Source organism: Mycobacterium spongiae, from assembly GCF_018278905.1.
Classification (GTDB): Bacteria; Actinomycetota; Actinomycetes; order Mycobacteriales; family Mycobacteriaceae; genus Mycobacterium; species Mycobacterium spongiae.
In genome coordinates this window covers 1,176,115-1,194,342 of the sequence record NZ_CP046600.1, presented here as the reverse complement: position 1 = coordinate 1,194,342, position 18,228 = coordinate 1,176,115, and the positions used below count along the sequence as shown (strand labels likewise).

Sequence of the window (18,228 nt, the reverse complement as noted above, 5' to 3'; positions counted from 1 at the left end):
AACACGCCCATGATAATGACGGCGACCTACAGTGTCAGAGTTTTCGACGAATCGTGTGATGATTATTGCTGAATTAGCCGTTATACCAGGTTATTACGGTTCGTCGTTGTGGGTCCTGCTGTGCTACAGTCAATCTCGATTACTCCACAGCGACGAGTCAGTTGTCTGCGCGGGAGCGGGTACGGTCCATCTGAGGCCACCAGAACCAGCGGCCTAGCAACGTCGCGCACGACGGTGTCATGAACGCGCGGACCACGAGCATGTCAAACAGCAAGCCTAGACCGATGGTGGTACCGACCTGACCGATCACAGTCAGGTCGCTCACCACCATCGACATCATGGTGAAAGCGAACACCAAACCCGCCGCGGTTACCACCGAACCACTGCCGCCCATTGCCCGAATCATCCCAGTCTTTAGCCCGGCACGGATCTCCTCCTTGAGTCGAGATACCAAGAGCAAGTTGTAGTCGGCACCGACCGCCAAGAGGATGATGACCGACATCGCCAGCACCAACCAGTGCAGCTCAATGCCCAGGATGTACTGCCATACGAGCACCGACAGCCCGAAGGACGTACCCAACGACAACACGACGGTGCCGACGATGACTACGGCCGCGACGACCGCACGTGTCATGAGCAGCATGACGGTGAAAATCAGCCCGAGCGCGGCTAATCCCGCGATCATCAGGTCGTAGCGATTTCCGTAGGAAATGTCCCTGTAGACCGATCCGGTGCCGGCAAGGGAGATCCTGGCTCCCGTCAGTGGCGTCGATTTGAGGGCTTCCCTCGCGGCGGTCGTGATCGCGTCAATGTGCGAAAGGCCCTGCGGGGTCATCGGATCGTTTTCATGGGAGATGATGAAGCGCACCGCGTGGCCGTCCGGTGACAAGAACATCTCCATGCCACGCTTGAGTTCTTCGTTCTCGAAAGCCTCAGGGGGCAGGTAGAACGAGTCGTCGTTCATGGCATTGTCAAAAGCCTGCCCCATAGCTGTCGCGTTGACCAGCATGGCGTCCACCTGATCCTGCAGTCCTTTCATGCTGGATCGCATCGTCAAGAAGAGGCGGCGAATGGTCTTCATGATCGCGATCAGCGGTGGCAGCAGCGCCCGCATCTGCGGCATCAGCGCATCTAGGCGATCGATCTCGGACAGCAGGCTTTGCATGTCCTCGGTCAAGGTATCGACGCCATCGAGGGATTCGAATACCGAGCGCAGTGACCAGCAAAGGGGAATGTCGTAACAATGTTGTTCCCAATAGAAGTAGCTGCGCAGCGGCCGGAAGAAGTCGTCGAAATCGGCGATGCGATCCCGGACTTCGCCCACGTGGGTGACAGTCTTGTGCATCTTCGCGGTCATGCTGTCGGTGGTATCCGTGAGCTGCCCCAACAAGTCGAGCATCACCTCCATGATGCTTATCGCCTCCTGCATTTCGTCGGCGATGACCAGCATGTCGTCCATCCGGTCCTGCATGTAAGGCATGTTCAGCACTTGCGTGGTGCCTTGCATGCTCATCTGGAACGGGATAGAGGTGTGTTTGATGGGGATTCCCTGCGGGCGCGTGATGGCCTGAACTTGCGCGATACCTTCAACTCGCAATACGGCTTTGGCGATTCGCTCGATGATCAGAAAGCCAGCCGGATTGCGCAAATCGCGATCGCCTTCAACCATCAACGCTTCGGGATTTATCTTGGCTTTCGGAAAGTGCCGGTCGGCGGCCGCATACCCCACGTTCGCCGGCAAGTCAGCCGGAATGTAGTTGCGATCGTTGTAGTTGGTGCGGTATCCGGGTAGGGCCAGCAGGCCGACCAACGACAGCACAGTTGTCGCGACCAGGATGGGTCCAGGCCAGCGCACCACTGCGGCACCGATCTTTCGCCATCCTCGAATCCGCATCTGCCGCTTAGGTTCGAGCAAGCTAAAGCGACTGGCGACGGTCACGATCGCGCAACCCAGGGTCAGCGCCACAAAGACCACGACAACCATGCCGATGGCCAGCGGAATGGCGAGTGTCTGGAAGTACGGCAGCCGGGTGAAGTGCAGGCAGAATGTTGCCCCGGCGATCGTCAGACCTGAGCCAAGCACCACCCCCGCAGTTCCGCTGAACATCGTAAAGAACGCCGATTCGGAGTCCTCGCCGGTTCCACGCGCTTCTTGATAGCGACCGACCAGGAATATCGCGTAATCCGTCGATGCCGCGATCGCCAGGGTCACCAGCAGATTGGTCGCGAAAATCGAAAGCCCGAAGAGCTCGTGGTAGCTAAGGAACGCCACGACTCCGCGGGCGGCGAACAACGACAACGCGACGAAGGTAAGCACCACGACCGCCGTAGCGATCGACCAGTAGACCAGCAACAGCATGACGGTAATCACCACAAAGGTGACTCCCTCGATCTTCCGCAGGCTGCGGCTGCCCGCACCGAGGCGATCTGTGTCAAGCGCGGCCCGCCCGGCCACATAGGCCTGTACCCCGTCCGGCGCGGGGATGCTGGCCACGATGTCCCGCACTGCCCGCACTGAGTCGTTGGCGCTGTTTTCACCCAGATTGCCAACGAGATACACCTGCACGTAAGCGGCCCTACCGTCGGCGCTCTGTGCGCCGACTTCGGTCAGCGGGTCGCCCCAGAAGTCCTGGACGTGTTCGACGTGTTCGGCGTCCGCTTCAAGCTTGTCGACCAGCCGCGCATAAAATCGGTGAGTGTCGTCGCCAAGCTCGCGCCGGCCCTCCAGCACGATCATGACCGAGCTGTCGAAACTGAATTCCTCGAACACATCGCCGATATGTCGCATCGCGATCATCGACGGCGCCTGGTGGGGGCTCATCGACACCGCCCGCATCGCGCCGACCTTTTCCAGCGGCGGCACCAAGACGCTCAGCGCAGCGATAGTGGCTACCCAGGCGAGGATGATCGGAACCGCTAGCCGGCGGATCGTCCGCGGAATGCACGTCCGACGAACACTTTCAGAAGGCCGGCACACTATTGTTGGCGCTCGAATCACCAGCGCCCTCAAGCCGATTTCACCAGGCAGAACGTCTGGGCGTGGACGCTAGTGGAGATCTTCTCATCCTTGACATCCCCGTCGACGACGATGCGGCATCCGATGCTGTCGCTGTTGCCCTGTGCGACGATCTTGGGGAAGGCGGCCGGTGCGGTGGTACTCAGGGTCAGCTCCCACGGCAGAGCCACACCGCTGACCCGCTGCGGCTGGATATCGAGATCCAGGTAGCTGATGTCCGCCACGGCTCCTGGGGGGCCGAAGACTTCATACTTCACCACTTTCGGGTCAAAGGACTTGGGGTCGTTGGCGAATGCGCTTGGGACGGAAACGGGTTCGGAGTCGAAAACACCGCGGATCCGGTGGACAGCGAAGCCCACAATCGCGAGGACAGCGGCAATCACCAGGGGCATCCAGGCCCGCCTCAAGAACCCCATCGCCGACTCCTCATAGCCGTTCGGCGAGTGTGAGTCCCCAACCGGCTGACCACGCCCCGCCCGACGCAGTCCGCTTTTGGCCCGGCCGGCGGACGGCACGTGCGTGGCTGAGATCGATCAGGCCGCCTCGCCCAAGTGTCAGGCACGGTGCGGCTGGCTCGTGGGTGAGAAGGTGGGCACCATATCCTCCCTCGTGCCCCACCAGCGCGTCGCCGGCGGCCTGTGCGAGCAGCATTCCGGCCCGGGTGAGCACCGACGTCTCGCCGACGTGAGCCCCTACTACGACCCCAAGTCCGCGGCCCGCGGCCGCGCGCACAATCTCTCGTGCGCGCATGATCCCGCCGGCCTTCGACACCTTGACATTCACGATCGGCGGCCGGGAGAACTCCGTGTAGTGCTCGAGATCAGCTATGCGGCAAACGCTCTCGTCCAGGATCACGTCGCGGTCGAGCTCGACGGCGAGGCGAGCGAGCGTTGCAACATCGCCGGGGGCGACCGGTTCTTCAAACGCGAAGAACTTCGCGCGTAGCTCTGTGAGGTACGGGCCCGCGTCGAGCGGCCGCTCACGCCACAGGTTGTTCGCGTCGAGCCGCACGCGGGGGGTGCGTCCCGTTGCTGTGCATCGGCGGTGTAGGAGGTCGAGCTTGGCGCGGTCGGCGGCGAGGTCCCCGCCGAGCTTGACCTTGTAGTCGGAGAACCCTGCTGCGAGGTGCATCTCGAGCAGCGCGGTGAACCGCTCTGGCGATTCATCGCCGAGGACACCGGTGTACGCATACGTGCGCCGCGGATCGCCGAGCCCCAGGAGCACCTCGACCGAGACGCCATCCTCGCGGGCGAAGAGATCCAAAAGGGCGCACTCTATCGCGCACCACGCGCTGGGGGCACGGTCGATCTCCGCCTCGTGTGCCGCGCTCCAGCGTAGGAGACCTGCGAGATCTGCGCAGGTGCAGGTGATCTCGGCAATGTGCTGGTCGATCCACGACCGGCAGCCGTCGATGGTCTCACCTGTCACATACGACCTCGGGCATCCTTCGCCGAGGCCCGTGTGGGAACCACGCCTGACCTCGACCCAGATGCTCGCCCCCAGGTTGCGACGAGCACTAGCATGCGCAAAGGCCGAGCGGAACGGGAGCTCGAGCGGTGCGTGAACGAGCGAGAAGATTGACGACATCGTTGGCCGCTACGCGCTCGTGCGCATCGTGGCGGTCGACGACCGAGCCGGCGCACGCCGCGTTACGATCTCTTTGCGCAGCTGCCGCCCAAGCAAATGCACGACGTTTGCCAACGACACCGGGCATATCGCGATCATCCCGTCGCCGCGGTCGTAGTCACGGTTGCGGTCCATGTAGAACCGGATGTCGGGATCGTGAAGATCGGTTGCGGACACGAAAGCCTCGTGCCCTTTGATGCGTGGCCTCCGCTTGCGCACCGTGCCCCGTTGCTGGTCGAAGCTGTCTCCGTAGTACGCGCTCCCGAGCGCCGCGATCACCTCGCGTACCTCGGCGGAATCCGCGCGCGTGCGTGACGGGTAGTACTCGCGCAGATTGCGCGCCATGGCCAGGTAGGGGCGGTAAGTGAGGCAATCGCTCCAGAAGTAGACCCGGTCAAATCTGGGAGATAACCACGGGCCGAGCACGCGGCGCAGCACCATCCGCTGAACAATCGCGTTCGACCGCCACGCGGGCTGCAGGTAGCACAGCCCCAGGTAGAAGGCCGCGACCCGGCGCCCGCCGGTGAGCTGCACCACGCGGCGCCGGATGCCGCAGAAACCGATCAGCGTCCCATCGCGTCGACGGGAGAACAGTGCGACCTCATCGAGGACCGCCAGTCGTCTATCAAACTCCGCGCGGTCCGTGTTGTGGTGTGGCGCATAGAGCGCCCACATCTGTTCCCGAGTCGCCTCGTCCAGGCTAGGGGCGCGGCGGATCGAGATCGCGGTACGAATGATTGTTCTCAGCACAAGAATCTCCTGAACGTCAAAGTTGAGGCGCTGCTGAATGTCCCGATATCGTTGACAGACGGCCTAATACGCCTCAACCGCGGGTTTCACCAGACCGGTCTGCTTGGAAATTGCTTGGCGTCGACGGAATTACCCTAACCGGTGAAATCTCATTTCGACAAGGGAGTAATCGTGCGCAATATCGCTGAACAGCGTTGAATTACGTTGAATATCAACAACACTAAGTTTTGATGGTCACTGCACGCAGAAACCAAGCGCCGCCTAGGCCGCTGAGCGGCGTTGAATAACGTTGAATATCAACGATACTAGGGTCCATCTGGAGCTACGCGCCCCGGTCCGATCATCGGTCACGCAACCGAGCGGTTGGCGGGTTGCTGTAGTGCAGCGAGGGCTCGGCTGAACACCGGATGTCAGCTTGCTGGGAACACGCTGCGGAACCGTGCATCGGGGCAATAATGTCGCGACAATAAGAATTCTTATCGTTCTCTTCTCCTTCTTCTCTTCTGAGGTGGTAAGTCGGCCTATGAGTATCTCGTCGCTGAGTGGAGGAAACGTTTCTGTCGACTATCGAAACGCACCACAGCGCGCCAAGCCGGATGACACTTCCGGCAGCAACCGTGATGGACGCGGCATCACCTTGACCACCAACAAACGCAGACGACCCGGACGACCACCCGGCAGCAAGTCCAATATGCGCGAGCGTATTCTGGCCAGCGCTCGGGAATTGTTCGCATGCAACGGTATTGACAAAACGTCGATGCGGGCAGTGGCCCGGACAGCGGAGGTCAATGCCGCGCTGGTCCATCACTACTTCGGAACCAAGCAGCAGCTGGTCGCGGCCGCAATTCATATTCCCATCGACCCCATGGAAATACTCATCCCAATGCGCCAAGCGCACATCGACGAGCTCGGCTTGCGACTACCGTTGCTGTTGCTCGACATCTGGGATTCCGAACGCGGCGCCGCGTGGATCGCAACACTACGGTCGCTGATTGCCGGAGGAGGCGATGTGAGTTTGACGCGCTCCTTCCTTCAGGAAATGGTCACCGCCGGGGTGGGTTCTCGAGTCGACAGCCCGCCGGGGACGGCCGTGATCCGCGCCGAGTTCGTGGTGGCACAAATGTTGGGTGTGGTGATGGCTCGCTACATCGTCAAGATCGAGCCCTTCGCCTCGCTACCGGCCGAACAAGTCGCACAGACGATTGCACCTAGCCTGCAACGCTACTTCACCGGGGAGCTGCCCGGAATCCACTAGCCGGGTAGGAGAAAGGCGCGGCGGCCTACTCCCACTCGATAGTGCCCGGCGGTTTGCTGGTGATGTCCAACGCTACGCGGTTGACCTCGGCGACCTCATTGGTAATTCGGGTGGAGATGCGCTCGAGCACCTCGTAGGGAACCCGGGTCCAGTCGGCGGTCATGGCATCCTCGCTCGATACCGGACGCAGTACGATCGGGTGGCCGTAGGTCCGGTTGTCGCCCTGCACCCCGACCGAGCGGATGTCGGCCAGCAGTACCACCGGGCACTGCCAGATCTGATGGTCCAGGCCCGCCGCGGTCAGCTCCTCGCGCGCTATCGAGTCCGCGTGCCGCAGTGTCTCCAATCGCTTCGCGGTGACCTCGCCGACGATCCGGATGCCCAGGCCTGGACCCGGAAAGGGCTGGCGTGCAACGATTTCCTCTGGCAAACCCAGCTCACGTCCGACCGCTCGGACTTCGTCTTTGAAGAGCAGCCGCAGCGGCTCGACAAGGGTGAACTTCAGGTCGTCGGGTAGGCCGCCGACATTGTGGTGACTCTTGATGTTTGCGGTGCCGCTGCCACCGCCGGACTCCACCACGTCCGGATACAGCGTGCCCTGGACCAGGAACTCAATGGTGTTGTTGCCCAGTACATCCCGCACTGCGCTTTCGAACGCGCGAATGAACTGGCGGCCGATGATCTTGCGCTTGCCCTCGGGATTGCTCACCCCCGCCAGCGCCGCAAGGAAGGTCTCTGCCGCATCGACGGTGACGAGATTGGCACCGGTGGCGGCTACGAAATCGCGTTGCACTTGGGTTCGCTCACCTGCTCTTAACAGGCCGTGGTCGACGAAGACACAGGTCAACCGGTCGCCAATGGCGCGCTGCACCAGGGCTGCGGCCACCGCCGAATCCACCCCGCCGGACAGTCCGCAGATCGCGTGGCCGTCGCCGATCTGGGCGCGCACCTCTTCGATCAGCGCGTTGGCGATGTTGGCAGCCGTCCACTGGGCGCCGAGCCCGGCAAAGTCGTGCAGAAACCGGCCGAGCACCTGTTGTCCGTGCGGCGTGTGCATCACCTCGGGGTGATATTGAACCCCGGCCAAACGTCGATCGGCCGCCTCGAAAGCTGCTACCGGGGCACCCGCAGTGCTGGCCACCACGTGGAATCCCTCCGGCGCGGCCGTCACGGCATCACCATGACTCATCCACACCGGCTGGACGTCGGGCAGGCCAGAATGCAACTCGCCACCAACGACTTTCAGTTCGGTCCGGCCGTACTCGCTGGTGCCGGTATGGGCAACTGTCCCGCCAAGCGCCTGCGCCATGACCTGGAACCCGTAACAAATACCTAATACGGGCAGACCAAGGTCGAACAGCGCGGGATCGAGTCTGGGAGCTCCGTCGGCGTAGACGCTGGCCGGTCCACCCGACAGCACCAGCGCCAGCGGATCGCGGGCCTTGATCTCATCGATCGCGACGGTGTGGGGGACGACCTCGGAGAACACCCGGGCCTCCCGGATCCTGCGGGCGATCAACTGCGCATACTGCGCGCCGAAGTCAACGACCAACACGGGGCGCGGCGACGCTGATGTCACGGGCACTGAGTGTAGTGGCCCCGCCACTACGTGGTTTCGGTGCGCCGCCGATCGCATCACAGGAGTGGCGGCGTCGAGGAACAGCTGGCCGATGGGTACGATGCCGTTAATCGCTGAAATTAGGAGTATCAACGTGACACGAGCCACGGGAAAGATCGTTCGTTTCGACGAAGTACGCGGTTATGGTTTTATTACCCCCGATATGGGCGGGGACGACGTCTTTCTCCACGCCAATGATCTGGAAATGGAAAAGCGACAGGCGACGCGAGGCGCTAGGGTCTCCTTCGGCGTCGAAGAGGGTGATCGCGGCAAGTTCGCCACGGAAGTCCGCCTATCAACCGACACGCAGCCGGCACGCACCTCGAATACCCTCGCCACTGACGCGGGGTCCCCGAATGACGAATATTTCGATGTGTTTTCGACCGAAGAATTTGCCCATGTGGTCACCGAAAGGCTATTGAAAATTACGCCACCGCTGACTTCCCAGCAAATTCTTGCTATCCGAAGCAATTTTGAGGAGCTAGCCCGCAAACACGGTTTGGTTGATTCATAGTTTTCTGGCAAGTCCGCTGGCAGCCGAAGCGCGACGCCGTGCAATCGAAAGCCTGCGACGACGACACGGTGCTGTTGTGCGCCAAATCGCCGCGGATGCCCAGCGGGCATGGTGAAGTGGTACCGCCCAACTACGTCAGGAAGTAAAGTTTCCCGGAGTGAGGTCCACCGTGCTGGGTCTGCCAGAGAAGGTAAGTGCTTGTCTGTTCGACCTCGACGGCGTGCTTACCGATACCGCGAGTCTGCATACCAAGGCCTGGAAGGCCATGTTCGACGGCTATCTCTCGGAACGTGCCCAGCGCACGGGCCAAAGATTCGTCCCGTTCGACGCAGCTGCGGACTATCAGCAATATGTGGACGGCAAGAAGCGCGAAGACGGGGTCCGGTCGTTTCTGAGCAGCCGGGGAATCGACATTCCCGACGGCTCCCCGGACGACCCCGGCGGCGTCGAGACGGTCTACGGCCTGGGCAAGCAGAAGAACGACATGTTCGGCAAGCTTCTGGTTGCGGACGGGGCCAAGGTGTTCGATGGGTCGCGCCGCTACCTGGAGGCGGTCTCAGCCGCGGGTCTCGGTGTGGCCGTGGTGTCTTCGAGCGCCAACACCCGCGTGGTGCTCGCGACCACGGGCCTCGAACGGTTCGTGCAGCACCGGGTTGACGGGGTCACGCTGCGCGAGGAGCACATCGCGGGCAAGCCCGCGCCCGACTCCTACTTGCGCGCAGCGCAGCTGCTCGAGGTCGATCCGGATTCGGCGGCCGTGTTCGAGGACGCCCTCTCGGGCGTACAGGCCGGCCGTGCCGGTAACTTCGGGTTCGTGGTAGGTGTCGACCGAGTGGGCCAGGCCGAACAGTTGCGCCGCAACGGCGCCGACGTGGTGGTAACGGATCTCGCCGAACTGCTTCGATCATGACCACCAGGAAAATCACGATCACAAGGAAAAGTCATGATCACGAGGAAAATTCATGATCACTGAGGAAGCATTCCCCGTCGAACCGTGGCAAATCCGTGAGACCCGGCTCGACCTGAACCTGCTGGCGCAATCGGAATCGCTGTTCGCGCTATCCAACGGGCACATCGGGTTGCGCGGCAACCTCGACGAGGGCGAACCCTACGGCTTGCCCGGAACCTACCTGAATTCGTTCTTCGAAATCCGGCCGCTACCGTACGCCGAGGCTGGATATGGCTACCCGGAGGCCGGCCAGACGATCGTCGACGTCACCAACGGCAAGATCTTTCGGCTCTTGGTCGGAGACGAACCATTCGATGTCCGGTACGGCACATTGTTTTCCCACGAACGGGTTCTCGACCTGCGCGCCGGAACGCTGACCCGGCGTGCGCACTGGAGCTCACCGGCCGGCAAGCAAGTCAAGATCGTCTCGACCCGCCTGGTATCGCTGGCCCATCGCAGCGTCGCGGCCTTCGAGTACGTGGTCGAAGCCATCGACGAATTCGTTCGTGTGACCGTGCAGTCCGAGCTCGTCACCAACGAGGACCAACCGCAGACCTCGGCCGACCCCCGGGTGTCGGCCATCCTGGACAAGCCGCTAGAGGCCGTTGACCACGAGAACACCGACCGCGGTGCACTGCTGATGCACCGAACCCGCAGTAGCGCGCTGATGATGGCCGCCGGGATGGACCACGAGGTCGAGGTGCCCGGGCGCGTCGAAATCACCACCGATGCACGTCCCGACCTAGCCCGGACCACCGTGATCTGCGGACTGCGTCCGGGTCAGAAGCTGCGCATCGTCAAGTATCTCGCGTATGGCTGGTCGAGCCTGCGCTCCCGCCCGGCGCTGCGTGACCAGGCCGCGGGCGCGCTGCACGGCGCCCGCTACAGCGGGTGGCAGGGTCTGCTGGAGTCGCAACGGGCCTACCTCGACGACTTCTGGGAGAGCGCGGACGTCGAGGTCGAGGGTGATCCGGAGTGTCAGCAGGCAGTGCGGTTCGGGTTGTTTCACTTGTTGCAGGCCAGTGCCCGCGCCGAACGCCGTGCGATTGCCAGCAAGGGGCTCACCGGGACGGGCTACGATGGCCACGCCTTCTGGGACACCGAAGGTTTCGTGCTTCCGGTGCTCACCTACACCGCCCCACACGCGGTCGCCGACGCGCTGCGTTGGCGCGCCTCGACGTTGGATCTCGCCCGCGAGCGCGCCGCCGAGCTCGGTCTCAAAGGTGCCGCCTTTCCCTGGCGCACCATCCGCGGACAGGAGTGCTCGGCCTACTGGCCAGCCGGCACGGCAGCCTGGCACATCAACGCCGACATCGCCATGGCGTTCGAGCGGTACCGCACGGTCACCGGCGACCACTCGCTCGAGGAAGACTGCGGCCTCACGGTGCTGATCGAGACCGCCCGGCTGTGGCTGTCGCTCGGGCATCACGATCGCCATGGGGTCTGGCACCTCGACGGGGTCACCGGTCCCGATGAGTACACGGCAATTGTCCGCGACAATGTGTTCACGAATCTGATGGCGGCACACAACCTGATCACCGCCGCCGATGCCTGCCTGCGTCACCCCGAAGCAGCCGAAGCGATGGGTGTCACGACCGAGGAGATGGCGGCTTGGCGCGACGCGGCCGACGCAACCAAGATTCCCTACGACGAGGAGCTCGGCGTTCATCAGCAGTGCGAAGGGTTCACCACTTTTGCGGAGTGGGATTTCGATGCGGAAACGACCTACCCGCTGCTGCTGCACGAGGCTTACGTGCGGCTCTACCCCACACAGGTGATCAAGCAGGCCGACCTGGTGCTGGCGATGCAATGGCAGAGTCACGCATTCACGCCCGACCAAAAAGCGCGCAACGTCGACTACTACGAGCGGCGTATGGTGCGCGACTCCTCCCTGTCGGCCTGCACTCAGGCCGTCATGTGCGCCGAGGTCGGCCATCTCGAGCTGGCTCACGACTACGCTTACGAGGCAGCGCTGATCGACTTGCGCGACCTACACCGCAATACCCGCGACGGCTTGCACATGGCCTCACTGGCCGGAGCGTGGACAGCCCTGGTCGGGGGCTTCGGCGGCCTGCGGGACGACGAGGGCATCTTGTCTATCGATCCCCAGCTGCCCGACGGAATCTCGCGGCTGCGGTTCCGGCTGCGGTGGCGCGGTTTCCGGCTCACCGTAGACGCCAATCACTCCGACGTCACCTTCACCCTGCGCGACGGGCCCGGTACCGAGCTGACGATCCGCCATGCCGGGAAAGACCTCGTGCTGAACACACGTTCGCCATCGACCATCGCCATACACGTCCATAAGCCGCTACTTCCGCCGCCGCCGCAGCCGCGAGGCCGTGAGCCAGTACATCGGCGGGCGATGAGCAGGAGTCAGTGAGGTTCGAGGATCCGCGTCAATTCGGCTAAGACCGCCTCGCGCAGTTCAGCTTCCGGCAGCTCGTCAATGCCCGTCGCCGCGCGCAGCATGGGTGCGAAAAGCCGCCACCCGAGTTGTAACGCGATCGCGTTCGCGACAGCCAGCCGCGCGCTGGCGTCGTTGTCATGACGAGCACGCACATGGTCGATCATTTCGTCGGCATTAGGGAAACGCGTCTGCAGCTGCTCGGCCGAATACCCGTCAAGCAATGTGCGTGCCCAAACGCGCATCTGCCGGTCGAGCGCCCGGTCGACGACCTCGTCGGACGCTCCGAAATGCAGCAGTCCCGCCAGATCCGCGCCCAGATGATCTAACACCGCCCCGACCAGCTGCTCTTTCGTGCCGAAGTGACGAAATACCAATCCATGGTTGACCTTGGATCGCGCAGCAATATCACGGATCGAGGTAGCGGCCGGACCGCGATCGGCAAAAAGATCGGCGGCCGCTTCCAGAACCGCGGCAGCCACCTCTTCCCGGCCAGAGGGGATCTTCCCGCGATCGGTTGCGGAACGCGCAGTCATTCGACTACAGTAGCGGATGTAGTCAACTGACTACAGTCACGCTTCTTCCTGAAGGACCCACCAATGACTGACTCGATTGCCATAAAGAAGCTGGGCAGCCGCATCGGCGCCCAGATCGACGGGGTGCGCCTCGGCGAGAACCTTGACGCCGGCACGATCGGCGAAATCCGGGCCGCGCTACTGGCCCACAAGGTGATCTTCTTCCGTGACCAGAACCATCTCAATGACGACGAGCAGCTCGCGTTCGCCGGCTTGCTGGGCACGCCAGTCGCCCACCCGGCCGCAGTATTAGCCCTCAAGGACGCGCCGGTCATCACGCCGATCAACTCGGAGTTCGGCAAAGCCACCCGCTGGCACACCGACGTCACGTTCGCCGCGAACTACCCGTCGGCGTCAGTCCTGCGAGCCGTCACTTTGCCCGCTTACGGTGGCTCGACACTGTGGGCCAATACCGCGACTGCCTATTCCGAGCTGCCCGAATCGCTCAAGTGCCTCGTCGAAAACCTCTGGGGACTGCACAGCAACCGCTTCGACTACATCGCTGAAGAGGCCCTGACCGACGGGCAAAAGGCACTCCTGGAGTCGTTCGAGAAGCCCGACTTCCGGACCGAACACCCGGTCGTGCGGGTACATCCGGAGACCGGTGAGCGCACCTTGGTCTTAGGAAACTTCGTACGCGGATTCGTCGGTCTGGACAGCCGCGAGTTCAGTGTGCTGTTCGACCTACTGCAGCAGCGAATCACTGTGCCCGAGAACACCATCCGTTGGAACTGGGAGCCGGGTGACGTCGCCATCTGGGACAACCGGGCAACCCAGCACCGGGCGATCGACGACTACGACGACCAGTATCGGCTCATGCATCGGGTCACCTTGATGGGCGATGTGCCCGTCAACATCCACGGGCAGAGCAGCCGGGTGGTCAGCGGGGCGCCGCTGGCCCTGGCTGGCTAACGGTGGGCCTGGGGGGCCTAGCTGACCCAGCGCGGACCGACCGGTGTCACCCTGCGTGGCTGACCGGATCGATCGGCAGCCATCGCAGCGCTCCCGGCGCGTCCGCGGGCACCACCGGGTGCTCGGGCTCGATCGGGTCCAGCCGGCGGTAGGCCTCCCCTTGCCGCGGCCGCTGATCGCTCTTGCCCTTGTTCGGCCAGAGCGACGCGGCCCGCTCGGCTTGGGCGGCGATCGACAGCGACGGGTTAACGCCCAAGTTCGCCGAGATCGCCGCCCCGTCGACCACCGACAGCGTCGGATAGCCGTAGACCCGGTGATAAGGGTCGATGACTCCGTGCTCGGGGTCGTCGCCGATCACAGCGCCGCCAAGAAAGTGTGCGGTCAACGGGATGTTGAACAGCTCACCCCAGGTACCGCCCGCAACGCCGTCGATCTTGGCGGCAATGCGGCGGGTGACCTGGTTGCCGATGGGAATCCACGTCGGGTTCGGCTCCCCATGTCCTTGCTTGCTGGAGTACCAGCGGATCCCCAGCTTTCCCCGGTTGGTGAACGTGGTGATCGAGTTGTCCAGATGCTGCATCACCAGCGCAATCACCGTCCGCTCGCTCCACTGGCGCGCATTGAGCATTCGGATCATCCGGCGCGGCTGCCCACCGGCTTGACGCAGCAGTTGCTTCCACCGCGGCACATCGGTGCCTTCCGGACCGGACCCGTCGGTCATCAGCGTCTGCAACAGCCCCATCGCGTTCGAGCCCTTTCCGTAGCGGACAGGTTCGACGTGGGTGTCGGGCGTCGGGTGAATCGACGAGGTGATCGCGACCCCGTGGGTCAGATCAAGGTCCGTAGGGATTTTCAAGGTGGCGGCACCGACGATCGACTCTGAGTTGGTCCGAGTCAACACGCCCAGGCGGCTCGACAACCGCGGCAGCCTATCGCGGTCGCGCATCTTGAACAGGAGATGCTGGGTTCCCCAGGTGCCCGCGGCCAGTACGACGTGGGAAGCGGTGAAGGTGCGCCGGTCGCGGCGCAGCCAACTACCGGTGCGAACGGTGCGGATCTCCCACAACCCATCGGACCGCTGCTCGAATCCCTTCACCGTCGTCATCGGAATAACCTGTGCACCAGCGGATTCGGCAAGACCAAGGTAGTTCTTCACCAGAGTGTTCTTCGCGCCGTGGCGACAACCCGTCATGCAGCAGCCACACTCCAAGCAGCCGGTGCGCGCCGGCCCCGCACCACCGAAATACGGGTCGGGCACCGTCTTGCCCGGAGTCTTGGTGCCGTCGGGACCGAAAAACACTCCCACCGGCGTCGGCACCCACGTGTCACCGAACCCCATCTCGTCGGCGACTTCCTTGACGATGCGGTCGGCGTCGGTGAAAGTCGGGTTCTGCACCACGCCCAGCATGCGTTGGGCTTGGTGGTAATGCGGCATCAGCTCGCTGCGCCAGTCGGTGATGTGTGACCACTGCTGGTCAGCGAAGAATGGCTCCGGCGGCACATACAACGTATTGGCGTAGTTCAGCGACCCACCACCGACTCCGGCCCCGGCCAGGATCATCACGTTGCGCAGCGGGTGGATGCGTTGGATGCCATAGCAACCCAGCCTGGGTGCCCATAGGAACTTGCGCAGATCCCAGGATGTCTTCGCGAAGTCCTCGTCGGAGAACCGCCGGCCGGCCTCCAGCACGCCGACCCGGTAGCCCTTTTCCGTCAGCCGCAGCGCGGTGACGCTGCCCCCGAAACCCGAACCGATAATCAGGACGTCATAATGCGGCTTCATCGCTGCAGTATGAACCTCTTTACATTCAGCCTGCTAGTCAGCCCCTAAGTCTGGCAGCGGCCGACCGCGGGGCAATCAGCTCCCGACGGTCAGGCCGACCTTTTGGAATTCCTTGAGGTCGCAGTAGCCGGCCTTGGCCATCGACCGGCGCAGACCGCCGACCAGATTGAGGCTGCCGAATGGGTCGTCGGACGGGCCGTTCAGGACCTGCTGCATCGGCGGTCGCTCGCCAGCAGCAATCTGCAGCAACGCTCCGCGCGGCAACGACGGGTGCGCGGCCGCCGTCGGCCAGAACCAGCCTTCACCGAGCGCCTCGGCACATTCGGCCAGCGGCGTGCCCAGCACCACGGCGTCGGCGCCGCAGGCGATGGCCTTGGCCAACTCCCCGGAGGTGTGGATGTCTCCGTCGGCCAGCACATGCACGTACCGGCCGCCGGTCTCGTCGAGGTAGTCGCGGCGGGCGGCCGCAGCATCGGCGATCGCGGTGGCCATCGGCACGCTGATCCCGAGCACCTCGTCCGAGGTTGTCACCCCCTGGGTCGAGCCGTAGCCGACGATGACGCCGGCGGCACCAGTGCGCATCAGGTGCAGCGCCGTGCGGTGGTCGAGCACCCCGCCCGCGACGACGGGAATGTCGAGATCGGAGATGAAGGTCTTGAGGTTGAGCGGTTCACCACCGGTGGCGACATGCTCGGCCGAGACGATCGTGCCCTGAACAACCAGGAGGTCGATACCGGCGGCAAGGAGCACCGGCGTCAGCGCTTGGGCGTTTTGCGGGCTGACCCGCACCGCCGTGGTCACGCCCGCCTCTCGGATACTGGCGACCGCGGCGCCGAGCAGGTCGGGGTCCAGCGGCGCGGCATGCAGCTCCTGGAGCAGCCGAATCGCCGCTGACGGTTCGGGCTCCTTGTCGGCGGCTTCCACGAGCTGGGCGATCTTCGCCCGCACATCGGCGTGGCGGCCGATGAGCCCTTCGCCGTTGAGCACCGCCAGCCCGCCGAGCCGGCCGAGTTCGATTGCGAACTCCGGAGAGACGAGGGCATCCGTGGGGTGCGCTACCACGGGTATGTCGAATCGATACGCATCGAGTTGCCACGCCGTCGACACGTCCTTCGACGAGCGGGTCCGCCGCGACGGCACGATACTGACCTCGCTGAGTTCGTACGTGCTGCGGGCGGCGCGACCCATGCCGATCTCGATCATGGTCGTTCTCAGCGCGCGTAGTAGTTGGGAGCTTCGACGGTCATGGCGACGTCGTGCGGGTGGCTCTCTTTGAGGCCAGCCGCTGTGATCCGGACGAACTGCGCCTGCTGAAGCACCTCGATGGTGGGCGAGCCGGTGTAGCCCATCGCGGCGCGCAGGCCACCGGTCAGCTGGTGGATCACCGACGACAGCGGACCGCGGAACGGCACCCGGCCCTCGATCCCCTCAGGTACCAGCTTGTCTTCGCTCAGCGCGTCATCGGCGAAGTAGCGGTCCTTGGAGTATGACTTGCCTCCGGCCCTGCCTTGCATGGCGCTCAGCGACCCCATGCCGCGATAACTCTTGAACTGCTTGCCATTGACGAAGATCAGCTCGCCGGGCGCCTCGGCGGTACCGGCAAGCAACGACCCCAGCATGGCCGTTGACGCACCAGCGGCCAGTGCCTTGGCGATGTCGCCCGAGTATTGCAGTCCCCCGTCGGCAACCACCGGCACGCCCGCCGGTGCGCACGCCGCGACGGCCTCCAGAATCGCGGTGATCTGCGGTGCGCCGACACCGGCGACCACGCGGGTCGTGCAGATCGATCCCGGCCCAACGCCGACCTTCACCGCGTCGGCGCCGGCATCGACCAGCGCGGCGGCCGCCGCCCGGGTGGCCACATTGCCACCGACTACCTCGACCCGGTCGCCGACTTCGCCCTTGAGTTGGCCGACCATGTCGAGCACCGATCGGTTGTGCGCATGTGCGGTGTCCACAATGAGCACATCGACGCCGGCGTCGATCAGCATCATTGCCCGCACCCAGGCGTCGCCCCCAACACCGACGGCCGCGCCCACCAGCAGCCGGCCATCACTGTCCTTGGTGGCCAACGGGTGTTGCTCGGTCTTGACGAAGTCCTTGACAGTGATGAGCCCGGTCAGCCGGCCACGGCCGTCGACAATGGGCAGTTTCTCAATCTTGTTGCGGCGCAACAAGCCCAGCGCCGCCGACGCACTCACGCCCTCTTGGGCTGTGATCAGCGGCGCTTTTGTCATCACCTCGGCGACCTGTTTGGACTGGTCCACTTCGAACCGCATATCGCGGTTGGTGATGATTCCCACCAGCGCACCGTCGTCATCGACGACGGGCAAGCCCGAGATCCGGAACCGGGCGCACAGCGCGTCGACCTGCGCCAAGGTGTTGTCCGGACGGCAGGTGACCGGATCGGTGACCATGCCGGCCTCGGAGCGCTTCACCATCTCAACCTGGCCCGCTTGTTCGGCGACAGGGAGATTGCGGTGCAGCACTCCCATGCCACCCGCGCGCGCCATGGCGATGGCCATCCGTGACTCGGTGACGGTGTCCATCGCCGAGCTGACCAACGGCACCTTGAGCCTGATCTTCTTGGTCAGCTGGCTGGAGGTATCCGCCGTGGCAGGAACCACGTCAGAGGCCGCCGGCAACAGCAGAACGTCGTCGAACGTCAACCCCAGCATTGCCACTTTGTGCGGATCGTCGCCGCCGGTCGCGACCGGCTCGTCAGTCAGCCCACCGACGCGCACGTACGTGCTGGCAACCAGGTCGGAACTGTCTTCCAGGCGGGACATGCCGCGGGACATCAGTGAGGCCCTCCATACGCATGCG

At 63.7% G+C, this 18,228-nt stretch carries 14 protein-coding genes; 5 read left to right on the top strand and 9 right to left on the bottom strand.

Translation table 11 applies throughout. The features are described from left to right. Positions 1 to 157 precede the first annotated feature (157 nt). The 4 genes from F6B93_RS04895 to F6B93_RS04880 all read right to left on the bottom strand — a co-directional run bounded on the left by F6B93_RS04895 (position 158) and on the right by F6B93_RS04880 (position 5,392). Positions 158 to 3,010, bottom strand: a complete 2,853-nt coding sequence (locus F6B93_RS04895) for an MMPL/RND family transporter (protein ID WP_425518494.1) — start codon at positions 3,008 to 3,010, stop codon at positions 158 to 160. Beyond that, positions 3,007 to 3,432: an MmpS family transport accessory protein gene (locus F6B93_RS04890; protein WP_211698083.1), complete on the bottom strand. Its 426-nt coding sequence runs from the start codon at positions 3,430 to 3,432 to the stop codon at positions 3,007 to 3,009. The genes F6B93_RS04895 and F6B93_RS04890 overlap by 4 nt, the downstream gene beginning before the upstream one ends. A gap of 10 nt (positions 3,433 to 3,442) precedes the next feature. Then, on the bottom strand, positions 3,443 to 4,279 hold the full coding sequence (locus F6B93_RS04885; protein WP_211698082.1) for an enolase C-terminal domain-like protein: 837 nt from the start codon (positions 4,277 to 4,279) through the stop codon (positions 3,443 to 3,445). A 333-nt stretch (positions 4,280 to 4,612) separates the two neighbouring features. After that, positions 4,613 to 5,392, bottom strand: a complete 780-nt coding sequence (locus F6B93_RS04880) for a hypothetical protein (protein WP_211698081.1) — start codon at positions 5,390 to 5,392, stop codon at positions 4,613 to 4,615. Positions 5,393 to 6,083: 691 nt separating this feature from the next. On the opposite strand from F6B93_RS04880, the gene F6B93_RS04875 reads away from it, so the two are divergent. Continuing rightward, on the top strand, positions 6,084 to 6,647 hold the full coding sequence (locus tag F6B93_RS04875; RefSeq protein ID WP_246541003.1) for a TetR/AcrR family transcriptional regulator: 564 nt from the start codon (positions 6,084 to 6,086) through the stop codon (positions 6,645 to 6,647). A gap of 25 nt (positions 6,648 to 6,672) precedes the next feature. On the opposite strand, the gene guaA is transcribed toward F6B93_RS04875, so the two are convergent. Continuing rightward, positions 6,673 to 8,283 (bottom strand): glutamine-hydrolyzing GMP synthase, encoded by a 1,611-nt coding sequence (gene guaA, locus F6B93_RS04870; protein WP_211698079.1) that lies wholly within the window; start codon positions 8,281 to 8,283, stop codon positions 6,673 to 6,675. A gap of 76 nt (positions 8,284 to 8,359) precedes the next feature. Here guaA and F6B93_RS04865 point away from each other — a divergent pair, with 76 nt between their 5' ends. The 3 genes from F6B93_RS04865 to F6B93_RS04855 all read left to right on the top strand — a co-directional run bounded on the left by F6B93_RS04865 (position 8,360) and on the right by F6B93_RS04855 (position 12,108). Continuing rightward, positions 8,360 to 8,779, top strand: a complete 420-nt coding sequence (locus tag F6B93_RS04865) for a cold-shock protein (protein ID WP_246541002.1) — start codon at positions 8,360 to 8,362, stop codon at positions 8,777 to 8,779. Positions 8,780 to 8,936: 157 nt separating this feature from the next. Continuing rightward, positions 8,937 to 9,689 (top strand): beta-phosphoglucomutase family hydrolase, encoded by a 753-nt coding sequence (locus F6B93_RS04860; protein ID WP_246541001.1) that lies wholly within the window; start codon positions 8,937 to 8,939, stop codon positions 9,687 to 9,689. Between the two features lie 52 nt (positions 9,690 to 9,741). Beyond that, positions 9,742 to 12,108, top strand: a complete 2,367-nt coding sequence (locus F6B93_RS04855; protein WP_211698078.1) for a glycoside hydrolase family 65 protein — start codon at positions 9,742 to 9,744, stop codon at positions 12,106 to 12,108. On the opposite strand, the gene F6B93_RS04850 is transcribed toward F6B93_RS04855, so the two are convergent. Then, positions 12,102 to 12,668: a TetR/AcrR family transcriptional regulator gene (locus tag F6B93_RS04850; protein ID WP_211698077.1), complete on the bottom strand. Its 567-nt coding sequence runs from the start codon at positions 12,666 to 12,668 to the stop codon at positions 12,102 to 12,104. The genes F6B93_RS04855 and F6B93_RS04850 overlap by 7 nt on opposite strands. Before the next feature lie 63 nt (positions 12,669 to 12,731). On the opposite strand from F6B93_RS04850, the gene F6B93_RS04845 reads away from it, so the two are divergent. Next, complete coding sequence (locus F6B93_RS04845; protein WP_211698076.1) at positions 12,732 to 13,619, top strand: TauD/TfdA dioxygenase family protein; 888 nt, start codon at positions 12,732 to 12,734, stop codon at positions 13,617 to 13,619. Positions 13,620 to 13,665: 46 nt separating this feature from the next. Here the strand turns inward: F6B93_RS04845 and F6B93_RS04840 are convergent, their stop codons facing one another. The 3 genes from F6B93_RS04840 to guaB all read right to left on the bottom strand — a co-directional run bounded on the left by F6B93_RS04840 (position 13,666) and on the right by guaB (position 18,203). Next, a complete protein-coding gene (locus F6B93_RS04840; protein WP_211698075.1) occupies positions 13,666 to 15,402 on the bottom strand; it encodes a GMC oxidoreductase in 1,737 nt (578 codons plus the stop codon). Between the two features lie 75 nt (positions 15,403 to 15,477). After that, complete coding sequence (locus F6B93_RS04835) at positions 15,478 to 16,605, bottom strand: GuaB3 family IMP dehydrogenase-related protein (protein ID WP_211698074.1); 1,128 nt, start codon at positions 16,603 to 16,605, stop codon at positions 15,478 to 15,480. Positions 16,606 to 16,613: 8 nt separating this feature from the next. Continuing rightward, positions 16,614 to 18,203, bottom strand: a complete 1,590-nt coding sequence (gene guaB / locus F6B93_RS04830; RefSeq protein ID WP_211698073.1) for an IMP dehydrogenase — start codon at positions 18,201 to 18,203, stop codon at positions 16,614 to 16,616. Positions 18,204 to 18,228: the final 25 nt, after the last annotated feature.